Origin of the sequence: Actinomadura rubrisoli, from assembly GCF_004349215.1 — a bacterium.
GTDB lineage: Bacteria > Actinomycetota > Actinomycetes > Streptosporangiales > Streptosporangiaceae > Spirillospora > Spirillospora rubrisoli.
In genome coordinates this window covers 1-16,136 of sequence record NZ_SMKU01000208.1, presented here as the reverse complement: position 1 = coordinate 16,136, position 16,136 = coordinate 1, and the positions used below count along the sequence as shown (strand labels likewise).

The 16,136-nt window shown below is 70.6% G+C and carries 19 protein-coding genes and 1 pseudogene; 11 read left to right on the top strand and 9 right to left on the bottom strand.

Features of this window, described 5'->3' with window-relative positions:
* From E1298_RS48520 to E1298_RS30480, 6 genes are all read left to right on the top strand, one after another.
* On the top strand, positions 1-714 hold a 714-nt coding region (locus tag E1298_RS48520), incomplete at its 5' end, for a hypothetical protein (RefSeq protein WP_207944927.1).
* Between the two features lie 112 nt (positions 715-826).
* Entirely contained in the window at positions 827-1,360 is a 534-nt protein-coding gene (locus E1298_RS30500) for a 2,4'-dihydroxyacetophenone dioxygenase family protein (protein ID WP_131899362.1), read from the top strand.
* Between the two features lie 2 nt (positions 1,361-1,362).
* Positions 1,363-2,658, top strand: coding sequence for an MFS transporter (locus tag E1298_RS30495; protein WP_131899360.1), 1,296 nt, complete (start codon positions 1,363-1,365; stop codon positions 2,656-2,658).
* On the top strand, positions 2,655-3,671 hold the full coding sequence (locus E1298_RS30490; protein ID WP_131899358.1) for a 2,3-butanediol dehydrogenase: 1,017 nt from the start codon (positions 2,655-2,657) through the stop codon (positions 3,669-3,671). The genes E1298_RS30495 and E1298_RS30490 overlap by 4 nt, the downstream gene beginning before the upstream one ends.
* Positions 3,668-4,411: an SDR family NAD(P)-dependent oxidoreductase gene (locus E1298_RS30485; protein ID WP_131899356.1), complete on the top strand. Its 744-nt coding sequence runs from the start codon at positions 3,668-3,670 to the stop codon at positions 4,409-4,411. Before E1298_RS30490 ends, E1298_RS30485 begins: the two co-directional genes overlap by 4 nt.
* 59 nt (positions 4,412-4,470) lie before the next feature.
* Positions 4,471-5,418: a helix-turn-helix domain-containing protein gene (locus tag E1298_RS30480; RefSeq protein ID WP_131899354.1), complete on the top strand. Its 948-nt coding sequence runs from the start codon at positions 4,471-4,473 to the stop codon at positions 5,416-5,418.
* 81 nt (positions 5,419-5,499) lie between these two features.
* On the opposite strand, the gene E1298_RS30475 is transcribed toward E1298_RS30480, so the two are convergent.
* The 3 genes from E1298_RS30475 to E1298_RS30465 are packed head-to-tail and all read right to left on the bottom strand — an operon-like array spanning position 5,500 to position 8,334.
* Entirely contained in the window at positions 5,500-5,937 is a 438-nt protein-coding gene (locus E1298_RS30475; protein ID WP_131899352.1) for a hypothetical protein, read from the bottom strand.
* A gap of 10 nt (positions 5,938-5,947) precedes the next feature.
* Positions 5,948-7,018, bottom strand: a complete 1,071-nt coding sequence (locus E1298_RS30470) for a DUF6745 domain-containing protein (protein ID WP_207944926.1) — start codon at positions 7,016-7,018, stop codon at positions 5,948-5,950.
* 8 nt (positions 7,019-7,026) lie between these two features.
* Complete coding sequence (locus E1298_RS30465; RefSeq protein WP_131899348.1) at positions 7,027-8,334, bottom strand: acyltransferase family protein; 1,308 nt, start codon at positions 8,332-8,334, stop codon at positions 7,027-7,029.
* Between the two features lie 68 nt (positions 8,335-8,402).
* Here E1298_RS30465 and E1298_RS30460 point away from each other — a divergent pair, with 68 nt between their 5' ends.
* A complete protein-coding gene (locus E1298_RS30460; protein ID WP_131899346.1) occupies positions 8,403-9,017 on the top strand; it encodes a class I SAM-dependent methyltransferase in 615 nt (204 codons plus the stop codon).
* 58 nt (positions 9,018-9,075) lie between these two features.
* Here the strand turns inward: E1298_RS30460 and E1298_RS30455 are convergent, their stop codons facing one another.
* Together E1298_RS30455 and E1298_RS30450 are read right to left on the bottom strand one after the other, a co-directional pair.
* Positions 9,076-9,525 (bottom strand): lamin tail domain-containing protein, encoded by a 450-nt coding sequence (locus E1298_RS30455; RefSeq protein ID WP_243725905.1) that lies wholly within the window; start codon positions 9,523-9,525, stop codon positions 9,076-9,078.
* Positions 9,526-9,644: 119 nt separating this feature from the next.
* Positions 9,645-10,763, bottom strand: a complete 1,119-nt coding sequence (locus tag E1298_RS30450; protein WP_131899344.1) for a DUF418 domain-containing protein — start codon at positions 10,761-10,763, stop codon at positions 9,645-9,647.
* Between the two features lie 127 nt (positions 10,764-10,890).
* Here E1298_RS30450 and E1298_RS30445 point away from each other — a divergent pair.
* Together E1298_RS30445 and E1298_RS30440 are read left to right on the top strand one after the other, a co-directional pair.
* Positions 10,891-11,552 (top strand): annotated as a pseudogene (locus E1298_RS30445) (response regulator).
* Positions 11,549-12,652, top strand: coding sequence for a sensor histidine kinase (locus E1298_RS30440; RefSeq protein ID WP_131899342.1), 1,104 nt, complete (start codon positions 11,549-11,551; stop codon positions 12,650-12,652). The pseudogene E1298_RS30445 and the gene E1298_RS30440 overlap by 4 nt, the downstream one beginning before the upstream one ends.
* Positions 12,653-12,701: 49 nt before the next feature.
* On the opposite strand, the gene E1298_RS30435 is transcribed toward E1298_RS30440, so the two are convergent.
* From E1298_RS30435 to E1298_RS30425, 3 genes are read right to left on the bottom strand one after another with little or no spacing between them, the layout of a single operon-like run.
* Positions 12,702-12,893, bottom strand: coding sequence for a DUF397 domain-containing protein (locus E1298_RS30435; RefSeq protein WP_131899340.1), 192 nt, complete (start codon positions 12,891-12,893; stop codon positions 12,702-12,704).
* A 48-nt stretch (positions 12,894-12,941) separates the two neighbouring features.
* Positions 12,942-13,133, bottom strand: a complete 192-nt coding sequence (locus E1298_RS30430) for a DUF397 domain-containing protein (RefSeq protein ID WP_131899338.1) — start codon at positions 13,131-13,133, stop codon at positions 12,942-12,944.
* Entirely contained in the window at positions 13,130-13,942 is an 813-nt protein-coding gene (locus tag E1298_RS30425) for a helix-turn-helix domain-containing protein (RefSeq protein ID WP_131899336.1), read from the bottom strand. The genes E1298_RS30430 and E1298_RS30425 overlap by 4 nt, the downstream gene beginning before the upstream one ends.
* Positions 13,943-14,153: 211 nt before the next feature.
* Between E1298_RS30425 and E1298_RS30420 the strand changes: the two genes are divergently transcribed.
* Both E1298_RS30420 and E1298_RS30415 read left to right on the top strand, forming a co-directional pair.
* Positions 14,154-14,492, top strand: a complete 339-nt coding sequence (locus E1298_RS30420; RefSeq protein WP_131899334.1) for a hypothetical protein — start codon at positions 14,154-14,156, stop codon at positions 14,490-14,492.
* Positions 14,489-14,821, top strand: a complete 333-nt coding sequence (locus tag E1298_RS30415; protein ID WP_131899332.1) for a hypothetical protein — start codon at positions 14,489-14,491, stop codon at positions 14,819-14,821. The genes E1298_RS30420 and E1298_RS30415 overlap by 4 nt, the downstream gene beginning before the upstream one ends.
* Before the next feature lie 375 nt (positions 14,822-15,196).
* On the opposite strand, the gene E1298_RS30410 is transcribed toward E1298_RS30415, so the two are convergent.
* On the bottom strand, positions 15,197-15,934 hold the full coding sequence (locus tag E1298_RS30410; protein ID WP_165975743.1) for a methyltransferase domain-containing protein: 738 nt from the start codon (positions 15,932-15,934) through the stop codon (positions 15,197-15,199).
* Positions 15,935-16,136 lie beyond the last annotated feature (202 nt).

Genomic DNA, 16,136 nt, shown 5'->3' with positions numbered 1-16,136 from the left:
CAGGCCGCCCCGCCCGCGCAGGCCCCGGCGCCCGCGCAGGCGCCTCCGGCCATGCCGCTCGGCAAGATCACCCTCAAGAAGGAGGGCCGGGCGGTCATCAGCCTCGACAAGGGGGACACCACCGCGACGGTCACCGCCACCCTCGAATGGGACGGCGGGAGCGACGACCGCCGCGAGATGGGCGCGGACCTGGACCTGTACGCCCTCTACGTGCCCGCCCACCAGGTGGAGGCGGCCGGCGCGGGCCCGCTGGCCAAGAAGGGCAAGAAGGGCAAGCGACGGACGGAGACCGACGGGACCGTCTACTACCGCGATCTCGGCTCGCTGACCGCCCCGCCCTTCCTCCAGCTGGACGGGGACGCCAAGGTGCCCGGCCGGGAGACGATCAGGATCACCCGCCCGGACCAGCAGGGGTACGTGCTGATCTGCGCCTACAGCGCGGTGGAGAACGGCGCGGGCTCGTTCAAGTCCTACGGCGCCCACGCGATGGTGACGGACGGACGCGGCTCCACGGTCACGGTGCCGCTGTTCAACGACAGGCCGAGCTCGTACTGGGTGGCGATCACGCTGGTGGACTTCACTGCCCCCGGCGGCGTCGAGATCAGGCACGTGGAACGTTACAGCAGCGGCGGCGAGGCCCGTCCGCTGCTGTACGCGGACGGCAGCTTCGAGATGGACATGGGCCCCGTCGAGTTCAAGGACACCGACTTCTAGCCCGGACGCCGGGGGCCGATGTCTGGGATCTGCAAACCGTGGCGTCTGCCACAGGAAAGACGGGAGCGGGGTCCAGGAGGTTCACTCACCGCAATGGAGAGGAGCCGTTCACATGCCTGAAACCCCTGGTTCGGAGTTCTGGAAGAACCTCAAGCCGATCGAGAACTCGCAGAAGCCCGACGCGCTGCCGGAGGTGTACCTGTCGAAGGTCGCCACCGACGACGACCGGTACTACGTCCCGTTCACCGAGACGGTCGGCTCGCGGCCGCTGTGGATCAACGTCAAGGACAACACCTGGTCCGACATCCTGCGCGCGAAGCAGGCCGGGCTCGTCAACCGGCACTACCACCCGCACGAGGTGTTCGCCTACACCATCTCGGGCAAGTGGGGGTACCTGGAGCGGCCCTGGACGGCCACCGCGGGCGACTTCATCTACGAGGCGCCCGGCGAGGGCCACACCCTCGTCGCCTATGACGACCCCGAGCCGATGAAGACGCTGTTCATCGTCAAGGGCCCGCTGGTCTGGCTGGACGAGAACGGCGACCCCGAGGGCTTCTTCGACGTCCACGACTACATCGACATGTGCCGCAAGCACTACGACGAGGTCGGGATCGGCGCGGACTACGTCAACGCCCTGTTCCGCTGACCATGACCGACACGCTCGTCCGGAACGCCCCGGTCTCCGCCGACCGGTACGAGAACCGGCTGCTGGCCATCCTGTTCCTGGCCTTCGGCTTCGTGTTCTTCGACCGGCAGGCCCTGGCGTTCCTCGCCCCCTACATGGACGACGACTTCGGGCTGTCCAACTCCCAGCTCGGGATCCTGTCCGGGGTGCTGGCGCTGACCTGGGCGCTGGCCGGGATGTTCGCCGGGAGCCTGTCGGACCGGCTGGGGCGGCGCAAGCCGATCCTGGTCGTCGCGGTCCTGCTGTTCTCGGTGTTCTCCTCGGCGTCCGGCCTGATGACCGGGTTCGTCGGGCTGCTCGCCGCCCGCGCCCTGATGGGCACCGCCGAGGGCGCGGTGCTGCCGATGGCGCAGTCGCTGATGGTGGAGGCGTCCCGGGAGTCGCGGCGCGGCCTCAACATGGGGCTGCTCCAGGGCTCCTCGGCGGGCCTGCTCGGCGGCATCGTCGCGCCGATCCTCGTGGTGCGGCTCGCCGACGCGTTCGGCTGGCGGACGGCGTTCTTCGTGACGATCATCCCCGGGGTGATCATCACGGTGCTGATCGCGAAGTACGTGCTGGAGCACGCGCCGCGAACGGGCAAGGCCGCCGCGGCGTCCGGCGTACCCGACGCGGCCCCCGCGCCCGCTCCGGAGAAGGTGCCGGTGATGGACGTGCTGCGGCTGCGCAACGTGGTGGTCTGCATGCTGATCGCCTGCTGCTACCTGACGTGGTTCGTCACGCTGATCACGTTCACGCCCAAGTACCTGACCGACGAGAAGGACTGGGGCTCCGGGACGATGAGCGCGGTCATGACCTGCCTCGGCGTCGCCTGGGTGCTGTGGGGGTTCGCGACGCCCGCGATCTCCGACCGGATCGGCCGCAAGCCCGCGCTGATCGGGTTCACGGCGCTCGCGGTGCTCTGCCCGATCGCGGTCGTGTACGTGGAGAGCCCGGTGGCCCTCGGCGCGCTGATGATCCTCACCTACACCGGGCTCGGCTGCTTCACGCTGATCATGGCGACCATCCCGGCGGAGACCGTCCCGCGCGGGGCGCTCGCCACCGCGCTCGGCGTGATCATGGGCGTGGGCGAGCTGGCCGGCGGGTTCCTCGGACCGCTCGTCGCGGGCTGGGCGTCCGACGCCTGGGGCCTTCAGGCCGCCATGTTCATCGCGGCGGGCGGCGCGGCGATCGTCGTGGCCCTGTCGTTCGCGCTCCGCGAGACCGCGCCGGCCGTCCTGCGCCGCCGCGGCGGCGGCGCCATCGTGAAGGAGAGCGTGTGAAGGCGGCGGTCTGGTACGGGGCGCGGGACGTCCGGGTCGAGGACGTCCCGGCGGGTCCCCCGGGGCCCGGCGAGGTGGCGATCACGGTCGCGTACTGCGGGATCTGCGGCAGCGACCTGCACGAGTACCTGGACGGGCCGCACGCGATCCCCGTCGATGCCCCGCACCCCGAGTCGGGCCGGGAGGCCCCGCTGACCCTGGGGCACGAGTTCTGCGGGACGGTCGCGGAGGTCGGGCCCGGCGTGACCGGGTTCCGGCCAGGCGACACGGTCGCGGTCGAGCCGCACTACCGGTGCGGCGCGTGCGCCCGCTGCCTGGCGGGCGAGTACAACCTGTGCCGCCACTTCGGGTTCGCCGGGCTGATGGGCGATGGCGGCCTGGCCGAACGCGCCGTCGTCCCGTCCTACATGCTGCACCGGCTGCCCGAGGGGGTCACCCTCGAACAGGCGGCCGTGTTCGAGCCGGCGGCGGTCGCGCTGCACGCGCTGCGCCGGTCCGGGCTGCGGGACGGGGAGACGGTCGCGGTCGTCGGCCTCGGCCCGATCGGGCTGCTCGTCGTGCAGCTCGCCGCCCGCTACGGGGCGGGAAGGATCATCGCGTCCGACCCGTCCGGGACGCGCCGCGCCCTGGCCCGCCGCCTGGGCGCCACGGAGGTCCTGGACGCCGGGGCGCTGCCCGAGGGCGCCGCGGACGTGGCGTTCGAGGCCGTCGGCACCGAGGGGACGCTGCGCGACTGCCTCGCCGCCACCCGGCGCGGCGGCCGGGTCGTCCTGCTCGGGCTCGGCGGGACGTTCGCCGTCGACGCGTTCGCCCTGGTCAACAACGAGCAGACGATCATCGGGTCGGTCGGGTACCGGGACGCCCACCCCGAGCTGATCCGCCTGGTGGCCGAGGAGGGGCTGGACCTGACGGCCATCGTCACCTCGACCGTCCCGCTCGCCGACGTCGTCCGGGACGGCTTCGAGGCCCTGCTGAACGCCAAGGAGGAGATCAAGGTGCTGGTGCGGCCATGAGCGGGGGATTCGAGCCGGGGCTGTTCGCCGGGCGGCGTGCGCTGGTGACCGGCGGCACGTCCGGGATCGGCTCCGCGACGGCCGTCCTGCTCGCCGAGCTGGGCGCCGAGGTGATCGCGCTGGGCCTGCGCCCGGCGGACGAGGGCGAGTTGCCCGGCCATCCGGCCGTCCGCGTGGTGGAGCACGACGTCCTGGACGGCGGCGGCCTGACCGGGCTGATCGCCGACGCGGGCCGCCTCGACGTCCTGGTGAACTGCGCGGGCGTCAGCCACGACCGCGACGAGTACGACATCGAGCGCTGGCGGCGCGTCCTGGAGATCAACCTGACCGCCACGATGATCGCCTGCCAGGCCGCCCGGCCCGCCCTCGCGCGCGGCGCGGACGGCGCGGGCGGGATCGTGAACGTCTCGTCGATGTTCGCGTTCACCGGAAGCCGGGACCGGCCCGCCTACAGCGCGAGCAAGGGCGGGATCTCCCAGCTGACCCGCTCCCTGGCGGCCGAGTACGCGGGCGACGGCATCCGGGTGAACGCCGTCGCGCCGGGCTTCGTCGTCACCCCGCTCGCCCGAGGCCTGCTGGACGACCCGCCCGCAGCGGCGGCCGTCCTCGCCCGGATCCCGTTCGGGCGGTACGGGCGGCCGCGCGAGGTGGCGTCGGTCGTGGCGTTCCTCTGCTCGCCCGCCGCGTCGTACGTCAACGGCGCCGTCCTTCCGGTGGACGGAGGTTATCTGGCGGTATGACGTGCATCACCGCATAAGCTCCTTCTGAGGGCCGCCCGAGCACCCGGGAGGAGCAGACCATGCCGGCACCCGCACTGATGATCTCCCAGGCGACCACGGAGAACGTCGATCCGCGCGAGCGCATCGAGTACTGGGAGGAGTACAACCGCAAGGCGCTGGTCGGGCTGTCGTGCACCTCCTACTCCGAGAGCGGGCTGGTGGCGCGGCAGTCCAACTTCCAGCTCGACGACGTCCGGCTGGCCGAGATCAGCGGGAACGCGCACACCATCGAGCGCACCCCGCAGGTCGCCAAGGCCACCCCGAAGGATTCGGTGTTCGCGACGCTGCTGGTCAAGGGCGAGGCGGTCTTCCTGCACGAGCACGGCTGCCTGGCCGCCACCGCGGGCGACCTCGTCGTCTACGACACGCGCCGTCCGTACCTGTTCGGCTTCTCCTCGTCCATGCGGCAGTTCCTGGTCGACATCCCGCGCGAGCTGTTCGTCCGGGAGTGCATGGAGGGCGGCGTCCCCGCCCCGCTGCTGTTCGGCCGCGGGACGGCCCGCGAGGGCGACCTGCTCGTGGCGCTCCGCTCCGTCCTGGAGAACCCCGGCGCGGGCGACCCGGCCGAGGCGCGCGGGACCGTCCTGGACCTGATCAGGCTCCTGGCCGCCGAGCGCTCCGGCGGGCGGCCCGCGCCGACCGCCTACCAGACCCAGTTCCTCCTCGCCGAGGAGTACATCGAGCGGCACCTGCACGACGCCTGCCTCACCCCCGGCCAGGTCGCGGGCGTGATGGGCGTCTCCGTCCGGCACCTCGGACGGATCTTCGAGGCCGCGGGCACCACCCCGTCCCGGCACATCCTGGAGCGCCGCCTCCAGCGGGCCCACGACGAGCTCACCACCCCCGGCGCCACCGGCACGATCGCCGACGTCGCCTACCGCTGGGGCTTCTCCAGCCAGGCCCACTTCGCCCGCCTGTTCCGCTCCCGCTTCGGCCGCACGCCCTCCGAGGCCCGGACGCGCCCGTAGGCCCCCCGAACGCGCGCGCAGGCGCCCCCGGACGCGCGCGCAGGCGCCCGCACACCGTGCGGGCGCCTGCCGGAGAAGGCGTCAGTCCGCCACGAGACGGGCCCGGCTGCCCTCCTGCTCGCGCTGGCGGCGGACGACGTAGGTGCCCGGCGGGCAGCCCGTGGCCCCGTGCTCGGGGTGGAGCAGGTACGCGACCGCCGTGGTCTCGAACAGCCCGAGCGCCAGCCGGTCGAAGTCCTCCACGCCGGCGGTCCACCGGCAGGTGCCGGGCTCGGCGACGAGCGTGTGGGGGTTGCCGCCCGCCTCGCCGCGCAGCAGCTCGATGCCCTCGGGCGGGACATCCCGCCAGGACGGCGAGGGCAACGGCCGGACGACCGGCGCGACGACGGCCAGCGGGATGACGATGAGGTCGCCCTGAGCCTGGAGGCCGTCGACGACGGGGATGGCCACGGACCGCTCAAGGTGGTCGAGCACCGCGCGCCCGGTCCGCTGGGTAAGGGAAGCGAGAGTCATGTTCATGGGAATCACCTCAGGTTCGTCGTAGGAGTTGGGAGTACTGCTCGGCGGACAGCCCGTACGTCCAGCCGGCGGCGGCGACCGGGTCGTGGAAGCGGCCGGGCACGGTCAGCCCGTACTGGCGGCGCCGCCCGTCCCGCTCGACGGACCCGTTGACCGCGAGGAGCACCCTCGTCTCCTTCCGCATGTCGTAGAGCCTGAGGTGCGAGCCGGGATTGCCCGGGTCCGGCGCGGTGGCGAGCAGCACGAGGCCGGCCCGCTCGATGTAGGACGGCCAGCCGATACGCTCGATCGCGCACCGCCGGACCTCGACGTTGCCCTCCCGCTCGATCCGCCGGACGTCCGGGTCGGTGATGACCCATGCGGGCACCCGCGTCCCGTGCCAGACGTGCACGTCCCAGCCATCGGAGTAGCGCACGGCGGGGCCGTCCTCGTTGTGCAGCCGCACCTCGCCGTCCTCGCCCGCCACCTCGGTGTGGACGGCGACGGGCCGCTCGGAGATCACGCACACGTCCTCGCGGGGCCACCACAAGCCGCACGACCGCGCTGCGGTCGTCCACAGGTCGAGGCGCCGGTCCTGGTCGGGGGTGAACGCCGCACCGGCTGCCCTCCGGACGCCGTCGTAGAGGGCGACCTGCGAGACGCACTGCATCGTGTACCAGCCGGTCCCGGCGACGGGCGGCGTGCCGTGGGCGGCGCGGAGCGCGATGAACAGCGAGCCCACGGACGTTCGCCAGAGCGGAAGGCGGACCTCCCGGTGCATCATCTGCGCCAGGGCCCCGGAGTAGCGGCGCAGTTGGGTGTCGAGTTCGGCGAACAGCGCCGTCCGCAAGGCGGCCAGGAGCTTCGGCACGGGCCATTCGGCGAGGCGCTCGACGGTCTCCGCTGGGCGCGGCCCCAGGCCGGGTGGGACGGTCTCCACAGCGGCCAGCGGCGACGGGACCCAGTGGAATCGCGGTGGGGCGTACCCGATCAGGCGGTACAGCCCGGAGATGGCGGCCTCTGCGGCCGGACGGTCGGCGGGCAGCGTCGACAACGCCACGCCCAGCCAGTCTTCACGGATGTCGGCAGCTTCCCGCTGCACCAGAGCGCTCACCGGCTAGGGGTGGCGCCGTCCTTTCCAACGATCATGCCGGGAAGGATGGCAGAGCGGGGCGCGTCCCGTCCACCCCTTTCCTGCGGGACGACCGGCGGACCGCCCACCGGGACCACCCGCCGGACGACGCGGCGGCCCAGGCGCTGGGCCGGGGCCTCGATCCAGCGCTGCGCGGCCCAGCTCGCCGCCAGCAGGACCACGGCGAAGACGGCCAGGCCCGCGACGTCCGTGCCGCCGGTCCTGCCGAGAAGCTCGCCCGACGCGATCAGCAGCAGCGGATGCAGCAGGTAGATCGAGTAGCTCGCGGTGCCGAGGGCCACGGCCCAGCGCGGGAAGCTTCGGCGCCGCAGGGCCCACGCGGCGCCGAACGTCGCGGCGGCCAGCACCACCGGGCCGCACCAGACCAGCTCGACGTGCCCGCCCCACCCGCTCGCCCGCGCGTTCCACAGCCCCGTCGCGAGCGCGGCCGCCAGCACCGTGCAGGCGGTCAGCACCGCCGCGCGCCGTCCGATCTGGTGGTGCTCGGCGCGGTGGACGGCGGTGCCGGTGAACATGAGCGCCATCATGGCCAGCCCCAGCCAGGGGCCGAGCCGGCCGTTCGCCGTCACCAGGACGAGGGCCAGCAGCCCGCCGAGCAGGCCGCCCGCGACGCGCACGGCCGGACGGTCCGACATCGCCGCGCCGATGGCGGCCACCAGCATCACCGCGGCCGCGGCGACCACGGCGCCCGTCCCTGCCGTCCGGGACAGCAGAGCCATCGGCAGCGCCCCGCCCGCCAGGAGCGCGACCCCCGCCAGGCCCATGGCGACCGGCGCCGACCGGCGGTGCGCGCCGCCCACGAACAGCGCGACGATCAGCAGGTAGAAGGCCATCTCGTACGACAGCGTCCACAGCACGTTCATCGCGCTGGGGACGGCCAGCAGGTCCTGGAGCATCGTCAGGTGCGCCACGACGGCGGTCGCCGTGCGGTACTCCTCCAGGCCCGCCCGCAGCCCGAACGGCAGAACCGCGAGCACGCACGCCACGGCCAGCAGCGGGTAGATCCGGAAGAACCGGCCGATCCAGAACGCGCGCACACTGCCCCGCCGCTCCAGCGACGCCGGGACGATATAGCCGCTGACCAGGAAGAACACGAGCACGCCATAGGTGCCGAGATCGAACCACTCGTTCAGCCACCCCCGCAAACCGGGCAGGTAGAAGTAGCTCGCGTGCTGGAGGGCCACCACCAGGGCCGCCCATCCCCGCAGCACGTCCAGCCAACCGAGCCGGACCACTGGGGAGGAAGGGGCCAAAGCGGGGATCATTCCGACAGAGTAGGGCGATCAGGTCATGCCGACACGCGATCCCGCGACTCGGGGCTATCGTTTCGATCATGAACGACCTGTCAGCGGCCTACGACGCCGTGACCGTCCAGTACGCCGAGCTCTTCGGCGACGTGAGCAAGACCGGCCCGCTGGACCGGGCCCTCGTCGAAGCGTTCGCCGAGCTGACGCGGGCCGCCGGACCCGTCGCGGACCTCGGCTGCGGCCCCGGCCACCTGACGGCGCACCTGCACGCGCTCGGCTGCGCGGCCTTCGGCCTCGACCTGTCCCCCGCCATGATCGCCCACGCCCGCCGGACCCACCCCGACCTCCGGTTCGACGTGGGCTCGATGACCTCCCTCGACGCGGCGGACGGCACGCTCGGCGGCATCCTCACCTGGTACTCGATGATCCACAGCCCACCGGAGCGGGTCCCGGCGACGCTCACCGAGTTCCACCGCGTCCTGGCTCCGGGCGGCTACCTGCTGCTCGGCTTCTTCGAGGACGACGGGCCCGCGCCGCAACCGTTCGACCACAAGGTGTCGCTCGCCTACCGCTGGCCGCTCGACCGCCTCGCCGAGCTGCTGGACAAGGCCGGATTCACCGAGATAGCGCGCATGTCACGCGTCCCCGAAGACACCGAGCGGTTCCAACACGGCCGCCTCCTGGTCCGCAAACCGCACTAAAAGCATGTGAGGCCCGGGACCGCGCTCCCGGGCCTCACGCCGCGCTAGCGCTACCCCGCTAGCAGTACTTGGACGACCCGCTGCTGCCCCACGAGCACGAGTCGGCCAGCGACCCGTTCGGGTAGCGGAAGTACGCCTTGTCCCCGTTGTTGTTCCACACGTACCGGGTCATGCCCCAGTACCGGTGGGTGGCGTTGTTGCGCCCCTTCCCCGTGTGGACGTACACCGACTTCCGTCCGCCGAGCTTGAACGAGCCGAACGTGTACGTGAATCCGGTCCTGTCCTTCAGCTTGTAGCCCCTGAGCTGCCGGGACGTCCTGGACGTGTTGAACAGCTGAACCCATTCGCCGTTCAGCGACGCGTTCGAGCCCCGGTCACTGCCCGGCGAGTCGAAGTACACGCGGTGGATCTGCACGGCACTCGCGGCCTCTGCGGGCCCCGCCACCAGCACCCCGGCCCCGACCGCCCCGATGATCGCGACGGCCCCCGAAACAATAAGCTTCTTCACCCAGTTGGGTCCCTTCTTGTGAAACGGACCCCACTTTTATCCAATATCCCGCTTTAACGGGCGCTGATGGCCAGCACCGGGCCCCCTGACAACCGCCACACCCCTTCCCACGTCCGGCGTCATCGGACGTACCGGCTCGCTGCGGCCGCGGTGTAGACGAGGTGCTCCAGCGGCCCGCGCCGGAAGCGCCGGGACCACAGGAACGCCGGGGCGGTCACCGCGAGCAGGAAGCCGAGCAGGATATGCGGCGGCCATTCCGGCAGGTCCCCGGTGCCCAGCGGCAGGAACACGACGATATGGGCGACGTACGCGGTCAGCGACATCGAGCCGACCGCGATCAGCGGGGCGGCCAGGCGGCGCAGTCGGTCGCCCACGGCCAGCGCCGCGGCCGTCACCATCAGGGCCGCGCCGGTGCCGCCGACCACTGAGAGGGTCGTCTCGCCGTGCGGCGCGGCGGTCAGCAGCCAGGCGGCCCCGCCGGACGGATCGCCGTCGACGTCGGACCACCAGGCCGCCGGCGCCCCGGTCGCCTCCACAACGCCCGGGAAGAGGCGGAAAACCAGCCACGACCCGCCGTACCCGAGCACCGTAAGGACTCCGCCGATCGCCGCGACGCGGACGCGGACGGCCGCCGAGGCGAGATCTAGGCGGCCGAGGGCCATCCCCGCGATCAGGAACGGCATGTAGGTCAGCGCCGGGTAGTTGCCCGTGAACAGAAGATCGAGGAGACCTCCGCCGCTCAGCGGGCCACCTCCGTCCAGAACGTCCTGAATCGCGTACGAGAGTTGCGGACCGGCCAGCGCCCACCCGGCCGCGACCAGGGCCAGCGTCCGGGCGCGGAGGCGGATCAGAGGCAGCGCGAGCAGGAAGTACGCGCCGTAGTAGGCGAGGATCACCTCCACCGGGGTTCCGGTCATGGTCAGCGCGGTGCCGAGCGCCAGCAGGATCGCCGCGCGGATGACGATCTTCGCCGCGGCCTGCCTGCCGGGCCAGCCGGTCTTCGGCGTCGCGCGACCCCCGATGATGACCAGCGTCACCCCGCCGAGCAGCGCGAACAAGGCCATGGACCTGCCATGCGTCAACTCCGCGAACATGCCGGCCGCCCCTCCGTCCGCCGGATCCGGGCCGACGTGCGACACGTACATCCCGAAGACCGCCAGGCATCGGGCCAGATCAAGACCCACGAGACGGCCCGTCGCCGGGGCGCCGTGCTCGGTCGGGAGAGCCTGCTGCGTCATGTCATCGAATGTCGCGGCCCGGGGAGGCCGATCCCATCCGCCGCCTGTCTGGAGCTACCCGGCCAACCGGCGGGTGTTCGCGGCCGTGGGCCGGACCACCGACGCCAGGCGTGGTAGTAATCGAAACGTGATCCGCGTGCTAGTGGTCGATGACGAGGCACTGATCCGTACCGGCTTCACGCATATCCTCAACGCCGCCGACGGCATCGAGACGGTCGGGGCGGTCGCGGGCGGCGAGGCGCTGCGCGCCGTCCGGGAACTGCGCCCCGACATCGTGCTCCTGGACATCCGGATGCCGGACGTCGACGGGCTGACCGTGCTCGCCGACATCCGCCGGCTGGCCGATCCCCCCGTGGTGACATGCTCACCACCTTCGACACCGATGAGTTCGTGGCCGGCGCGCTGCGGTCCGGCGCGGCCGGGTTCGTGCTGAAGGACACCGACCCCGAACACCTGGCCCACCTGGTACGCACCCTCGCCGCAGGCGGGCTCGCGCTGTCCTCCAAGGTCACCCGCACGGTCGTCGACGGCTATCTGGACGCCGGGTCCCAGGCACCGGCCGTCAGCGCCGTGGCGCGGCTGACCGACCGCGAGCGGGACGTGCTCGTGCTGGTCGCCCAGGGGTTGTCGAACGCCGAGATCGGGACCCGCGTGCACCTGAGCACCTCGACCGTGAAAGACCACGTCAGCGCGATCCTCGCCAAACTGGAGGTCGGCGGTCGAGTTCAGGCCGCGCTGCTGGCCGACCGCGCCGGCCTGCTCACCTCGCGCGACGGGGCCGGCACGTGAAATGGGCCGCCCTGCGCCGTCCCCTAACGGATGCGGGCCTCGTCACCGTTTCGCTGCTGGACGCATGGTTCCAGGGGAGCCTCGGCACGGGCTCCGACACCGCATGCGCCGCGGTCGCCTCGTCCGCCCTGCTGCTGCGCCGCCGCGCGCCGCTGCCGGTGTTCATCTTGACCGTGCCCAGCGTGCTGACCTCGTTCGCCCTGGCCGCGGCGCTGATCGCCATGTACTCCCTCGCGGCGCGGACGCGCAGCCGGTCGCTGCTGGCGGTCTGCGCGGCGGTGTTCGCCGGCTGCTACATGCTGCCCTGGCCGACGCCCAAGATCGGGCCCATCGTGGCCATCTCGGACGTGCCGGACCTGGCGTACGGGCTGGGCCTGGCCGCCGCCCCGGCCCTGCTCGGCCGGCTCGTCCAGGCCCGCCGCGACCTCGCCGCCCGGCTGTCCGAGATCACCGAGGTACGCGAGCACGAGCAGTTCCTCGCCGCGCAGAGCGTCCTCGCCAAGGAACGCGCCCAGCTCGCCCGCGAGATGCACGACGTCGTCTCCCACCAGGTCAGCCTGATCGCGGTACGCGCCGGCGCGCTCCAGGTCAGCACGGGCGACCCGGACGCCAAGGACGCCGCGACCACCATCCGGCGGCTGAGCGTACAGACCCTGGACGAGCTGCGGCACATGGTCAGCGTCCTGCGCGCCTCGGGCAGCCCGCCCACCGAGCTGACCCCCCAGCCGACCCTCGCCCAGCTCCACACCCTGGTCGCGGGCTGCGGCATCAAGGCCGACCTGCACGTCGACCTGGACGGCGACCTTCCGCCTCCGGTCCAGCGGGCCATCTACCGCACGGTCCAGGAGGCGCTGACCAACGCCCGCAAGCACGCCCCCGGCTCCACCACCCGAGTCGACGTCCGCCACCGCAACGGGACGGTACGCACCACCGTCACCAACACCGCACCCACCAGACCCACGCTTCCCCTCCCCAGCGCACACCACGGCCTGATCGGCCTGCGCCAACGCGCCGAACTCCTAGGCGGCGCTCTGGAGTCAGGCCCCACCCCCGACCACGGCTACCACCTCACCCTCGACATCCCGATAGCCCCTGCCTAACAGCACAAAGCCCCGATCGGGGGGATCGGGGCTTAATGCGGTCGCCCGGTTACGGCACGTCGTACTCGCCGCGCTTGATCGCGGCCACGAGATCACGGAACCCCACGGCAGGAAGCGCGACCTTGGGCCCACCCGGGTTCGTGGAGTCCCGCATCCCGACAGTTCCGGGGAGCTGCGCAACCTCTACACAGTCAGACTGCGCGCCCGAACCGCTTCGGGTCGACTTTCGCCACTGGGTCATGTGTAGGTCTCCATCCTCCGCTTGAGTGCAGCGTGCACGGTCGGCCGGTTACGGCATGTCGTGATCGCCGCGCTTGATCGCGGCCACAAGGTCACCGAAGCTCACGGCGGGGAGTGCGAGCTTGGGCCCATTCGGGTTCTTGCTGTCGCGGACGCCAACCCGTCCGGTCAGTGCCGCGAGCTCGACACATGCACCGTTGTCGGTATTGCTCCGGCTCGACTTGCGCCACTTGGTTGTCATGTGTACTTCTCCAGTGCTTCTGTGAGCAGGACCCGGGATGGGTCCAGCGGAACGGCCAGTTCGCCTATACGGTCGTACCGTAGTGTGTATCGCTGTACGTCCGGCGGGCTGATGATCAGCCGCCCCTCGTCGGGGTCGTCTGTGTAAGCCACGTCGCGGGCATCGACGGTCAGGATCTCGAACGCTCCGGCCAGCCCAGGGTGTGCGTTCGCGTCCGGCTGGACAAGCCGGATGCTCACGTGCGGGAGGTCCGCGAGCTGGACGAGGTGCTCAAGCTGTGCCCGCATGACGTCCTTGTCTCCGATGGGATGCGCGATGCACGGCCAATTGATCAGTGCGGAGATATGCGGGGGGTCGTCGCGCTCGAACACGGCTTTCTGTCTGTTCATCCTCCGCTGTAGTCGCTCCTCAAGGTCTCCGGCTAGTCCTGCGGCCAGCGCTGCCCGCGCGTAAGCCTCTGTCTGGAACAACCCCGGGATGAGGACAAGCTCCCAGAGGCGAAGCCGCGTTGCGCGTTGCTCCCAGTCGGCGAGCCCCACCAGCCAGTCTCCATCGTGCGCTGCGTTGGCGAATCCGACAAGACGGGTGAATAGGAGATCTGTTCCCCAGGCGTCATCAATCAGCCGCGCGATCTTGGCGGGGAGGTGAATCTTCCCGGTCTCGTACCGCGAAACGACCGAACGCGTCCGGTCTATTAGCTCTCCCACGCGCGTCTCCGACCACCCCTGACGCTCGCGATGGACTCGCAGTTGGACCGCTATGAAGTGCCACAGTGAGCGATCCGGGTCGAGATCGTCCTGTCCGGACATGGCGCATCTCCCTTGTTACTTCTAGTTCGCGAACGTAGCGAACTTACCCTCTGTGAGCGCATCCTCATAGTCAGTGACGCAAACATCTGCCCTGAGGGGATGCCGGGCCATGGGTATGCACGCGAGACACAACCCCCCAAATCCACAGGTTCCTGCCACCCCACCCCGAGATCATCAACTCCCGTTCAGGCAAGGGGGTCTGGAGGCGGACATGAGCCGTTCGGTCGCCGCCCTGTTCCATGTGCTTGCCTCGGTTCATTCGGAGCGGCTGGAGGCGCTCAAGGCCGTCCAGGCGTACTTCACCGTCCTTCGCGCGAAGGACATGGCGTGCGCGCTGGCGGAGGCGGGCGGGTATCCGGTGCTCGCGGTGTCCCGGGTGGACGGCATCGGCGGGACGCTCACGCTCGGATGCACCTACGACCGCAAGCACGGGCAGTGGTGGATCACGACGCCAGGGGCGAACGGTCAGACGGGGTGGCTGGCTCTGGCCGAGGACCCGCGCGGCGCGGCGGAACTGGCGATCATGGAAATGCGACGGCGGCGGGCATGACGCACGACACGGCAACAGAGCTGCGCCGTCCAGCGGACATGGTCGAGAACGCGGTCGCGGCGTTCGCAGAGGTGTGGCGGGCCCGAGGCATGCCCTCCGCGCTTCTCGGCTCAATCTCTGAGTTCACGCGGGAGGAAGCCGAAACCCGGCTCAGGGACGCCGCCGCGCGGGACGCGACATCCGCGCTCGTCCTCGCATGGGGCGTGTCGTGGCTCATCCTGGAACGGCACATGCAGCACCACGGGTTCCTCAAATCCACGATCAACGAGCTGATCGACGCGGCCGGCGAGAAAGTGTCGGAACTCGCCATCGGCGACGGAGACCCCTGAGAACAGCCCGCACGGCCGCCGCGGTTCCACGCGCCCGTGCGGGCTTGCGGGCCCAGGGGGTTGAGGGGTGGGCGTCCCTCCCTCCGGAGCCCGTGCCAGATGCTCACACGGTCGGGAATCGCAACCGGCGGCCGTGTGAGTCCCGTCCGTGGATGTCCCCCCGGCGTCCATGGGCGGGAACGCTGTCCGAGCGCGAGACCCCCGAATTCTGTAGCGGAGATCGGGCGCGGTCCGCCGGACGGCGAGAGCGGCCCGGAACCACCTGGGGAGGACGGTTCCGGGCCGCTCGCGGGCAGCCGGCGATCCTCGGCGGTCTGCAATCGAGAGACCGGCGGACAGAGCATCCAGCCTGACTCCGAACGCAGCGGAGTCTTGTCACCCCCGTTGAGAGCGGAGCATCATGAACCGGGCGCGGCCATAACCCTTCACCGTATAATCACCATCTTCATGAACCACGATGCTCGCGAGTTCTTTTCGATAAGGGGCAACGATGATTCCGCCCGGCCTGGTCTGTGCGAGCCACTCCGGCGGGATCTCCTCGATCCCGCACGTGACATGCACACGATCATAAGGTGCGTTCCCCGGAAACCCTTCAGCCCCATCTGCTGCAACGAGTTGCGGAGTGTATCCGGCAGAGAGTGTTCTCTCTGCTGCTTGCCTCGCCACTTCCGGGTCAATCTCCACGGAAGTCACGTTGTGATCGCCTACGACGGCCGCCAATAGCGCGGCTGTCCATCCCGTGCCGGTGCCGATCTCTAGAACATTGTGCCCTTTTCTTGCACCCAGAAGTGAAAGGAAGGCTATGACGGTGGACGGCGCCGATGCCGACGAAGTGAACCGGGTGTTCTCTGCTCCCGCCTCGGTTATTGGGGTCGCCCCGTCATCGACTTGCGTAATGATCGCCTCATCGAGGTACGCAGCAACCAGCCATTCTCCAGGGTTGGTGTTCCTGTCGATGACGTACCCGTCGCTTTCGTCGGGAGACACGTAGGCGACATCTGGGACGAACAAATGCCGGGGAACAGCTAGGAGCGCTTCACGCCACGGTCCTAGATCCCCGAGCTTCTCGATCTCCCGGATCAGTCCCCTGTTAAGATGCTCCGCGTTTGCCACTACTTGCCTTTCTCGTGCTTCCCTCCGCCGGGCGGGTCCTTCTTCTCGGGCGGCGGGATCGGGCGACCCTTCTCCCAATGCCATTTAGTTAAGCTTGTGTCCTCCAGTATCCACATATCCACAGTTGAGGTTGTGGGTTTCGTTGTTGGGCAACGGCTGTGAGCTGGGGCTGCTATTTTTCGGCTATGGCAGATCCTGGCAA

Bases quoted from the DNA above. Each gene is read 5' to 3' on its own strand.
- E1298_RS30425 (WP_131899336.1), bottom strand. From the start codon at position 13,942: ATGTCCGGACAGGACGATCTCGACCCGGATCGCTCACTGTGGCACTTC.
- E1298_RS30430 (WP_131899338.1), bottom strand. From the start codon at position 13,133: ATGACAACCAAGTGGCGCAAGTCGAGCCGGAGCAATACCGACAACGGT.
- E1298_RS30415 (WP_131899332.1), top strand. From the start codon at position 14,489: ATGACGCACGACACGGCAACAGAGCTGCGCCGTCCAGCGGACATGGTC.
- E1298_RS30420 (WP_131899334.1), top strand. From the start codon at position 14,154: ATGAGCCGTTCGGTCGCCGCCCTGTTCCATGTGCTTGCCTCGGTTCAT.
- E1298_RS30485 (WP_131899356.1), top strand. From the start codon at position 3,668: ATGAGCGGGGGATTCGAGCCGGGGCTGTTCGCCGGGCGGCGTGCGCTG.
- E1298_RS30435 (WP_131899340.1), bottom strand. From the start codon at position 12,893: ATGACCCAGTGGCGAAAGTCGACCCGAAGCGGTTCGGGCGCGCAGTCT.
- E1298_RS30450 (WP_131899344.1), bottom strand. From the start codon at position 10,763: ATGACGCAGCAGGCTCTCCCGACCGAGCACGGCGCCCCGGCGACGGGC.
- E1298_RS30500 (WP_131899362.1), top strand. From the start codon at position 827: ATGCCTGAAACCCCTGGTTCGGAGTTCTGGAAGAACCTCAAGCCGATC.
- E1298_RS30460 (WP_131899346.1), top strand. From the start codon at position 8,403: ATGAACGACCTGTCAGCGGCCTACGACGCCGTGACCGTCCAGTACGCC.
- E1298_RS30480 (WP_131899354.1), top strand. From the start codon at position 4,471: ATGCCGGCACCCGCACTGATGATCTCCCAGGCGACCACGGAGAACGTC.
- E1298_RS30495 (WP_131899360.1), top strand. From the start codon at position 1,363: ATGACCGACACGCTCGTCCGGAACGCCCCGGTCTCCGCCGACCGGTAC.
- E1298_RS30465 (WP_131899348.1), bottom strand. From the start codon at position 8,334: ATGATCCCCGCTTTGGCCCCTTCCTCCCCAGTGGTCCGGCTCGGTTGG.
- E1298_RS30475 (WP_131899352.1), bottom strand. From the start codon at position 5,937: ATGAACATGACTCTCGCTTCCCTTACCCAGCGGACCGGGCGCGCGGTG.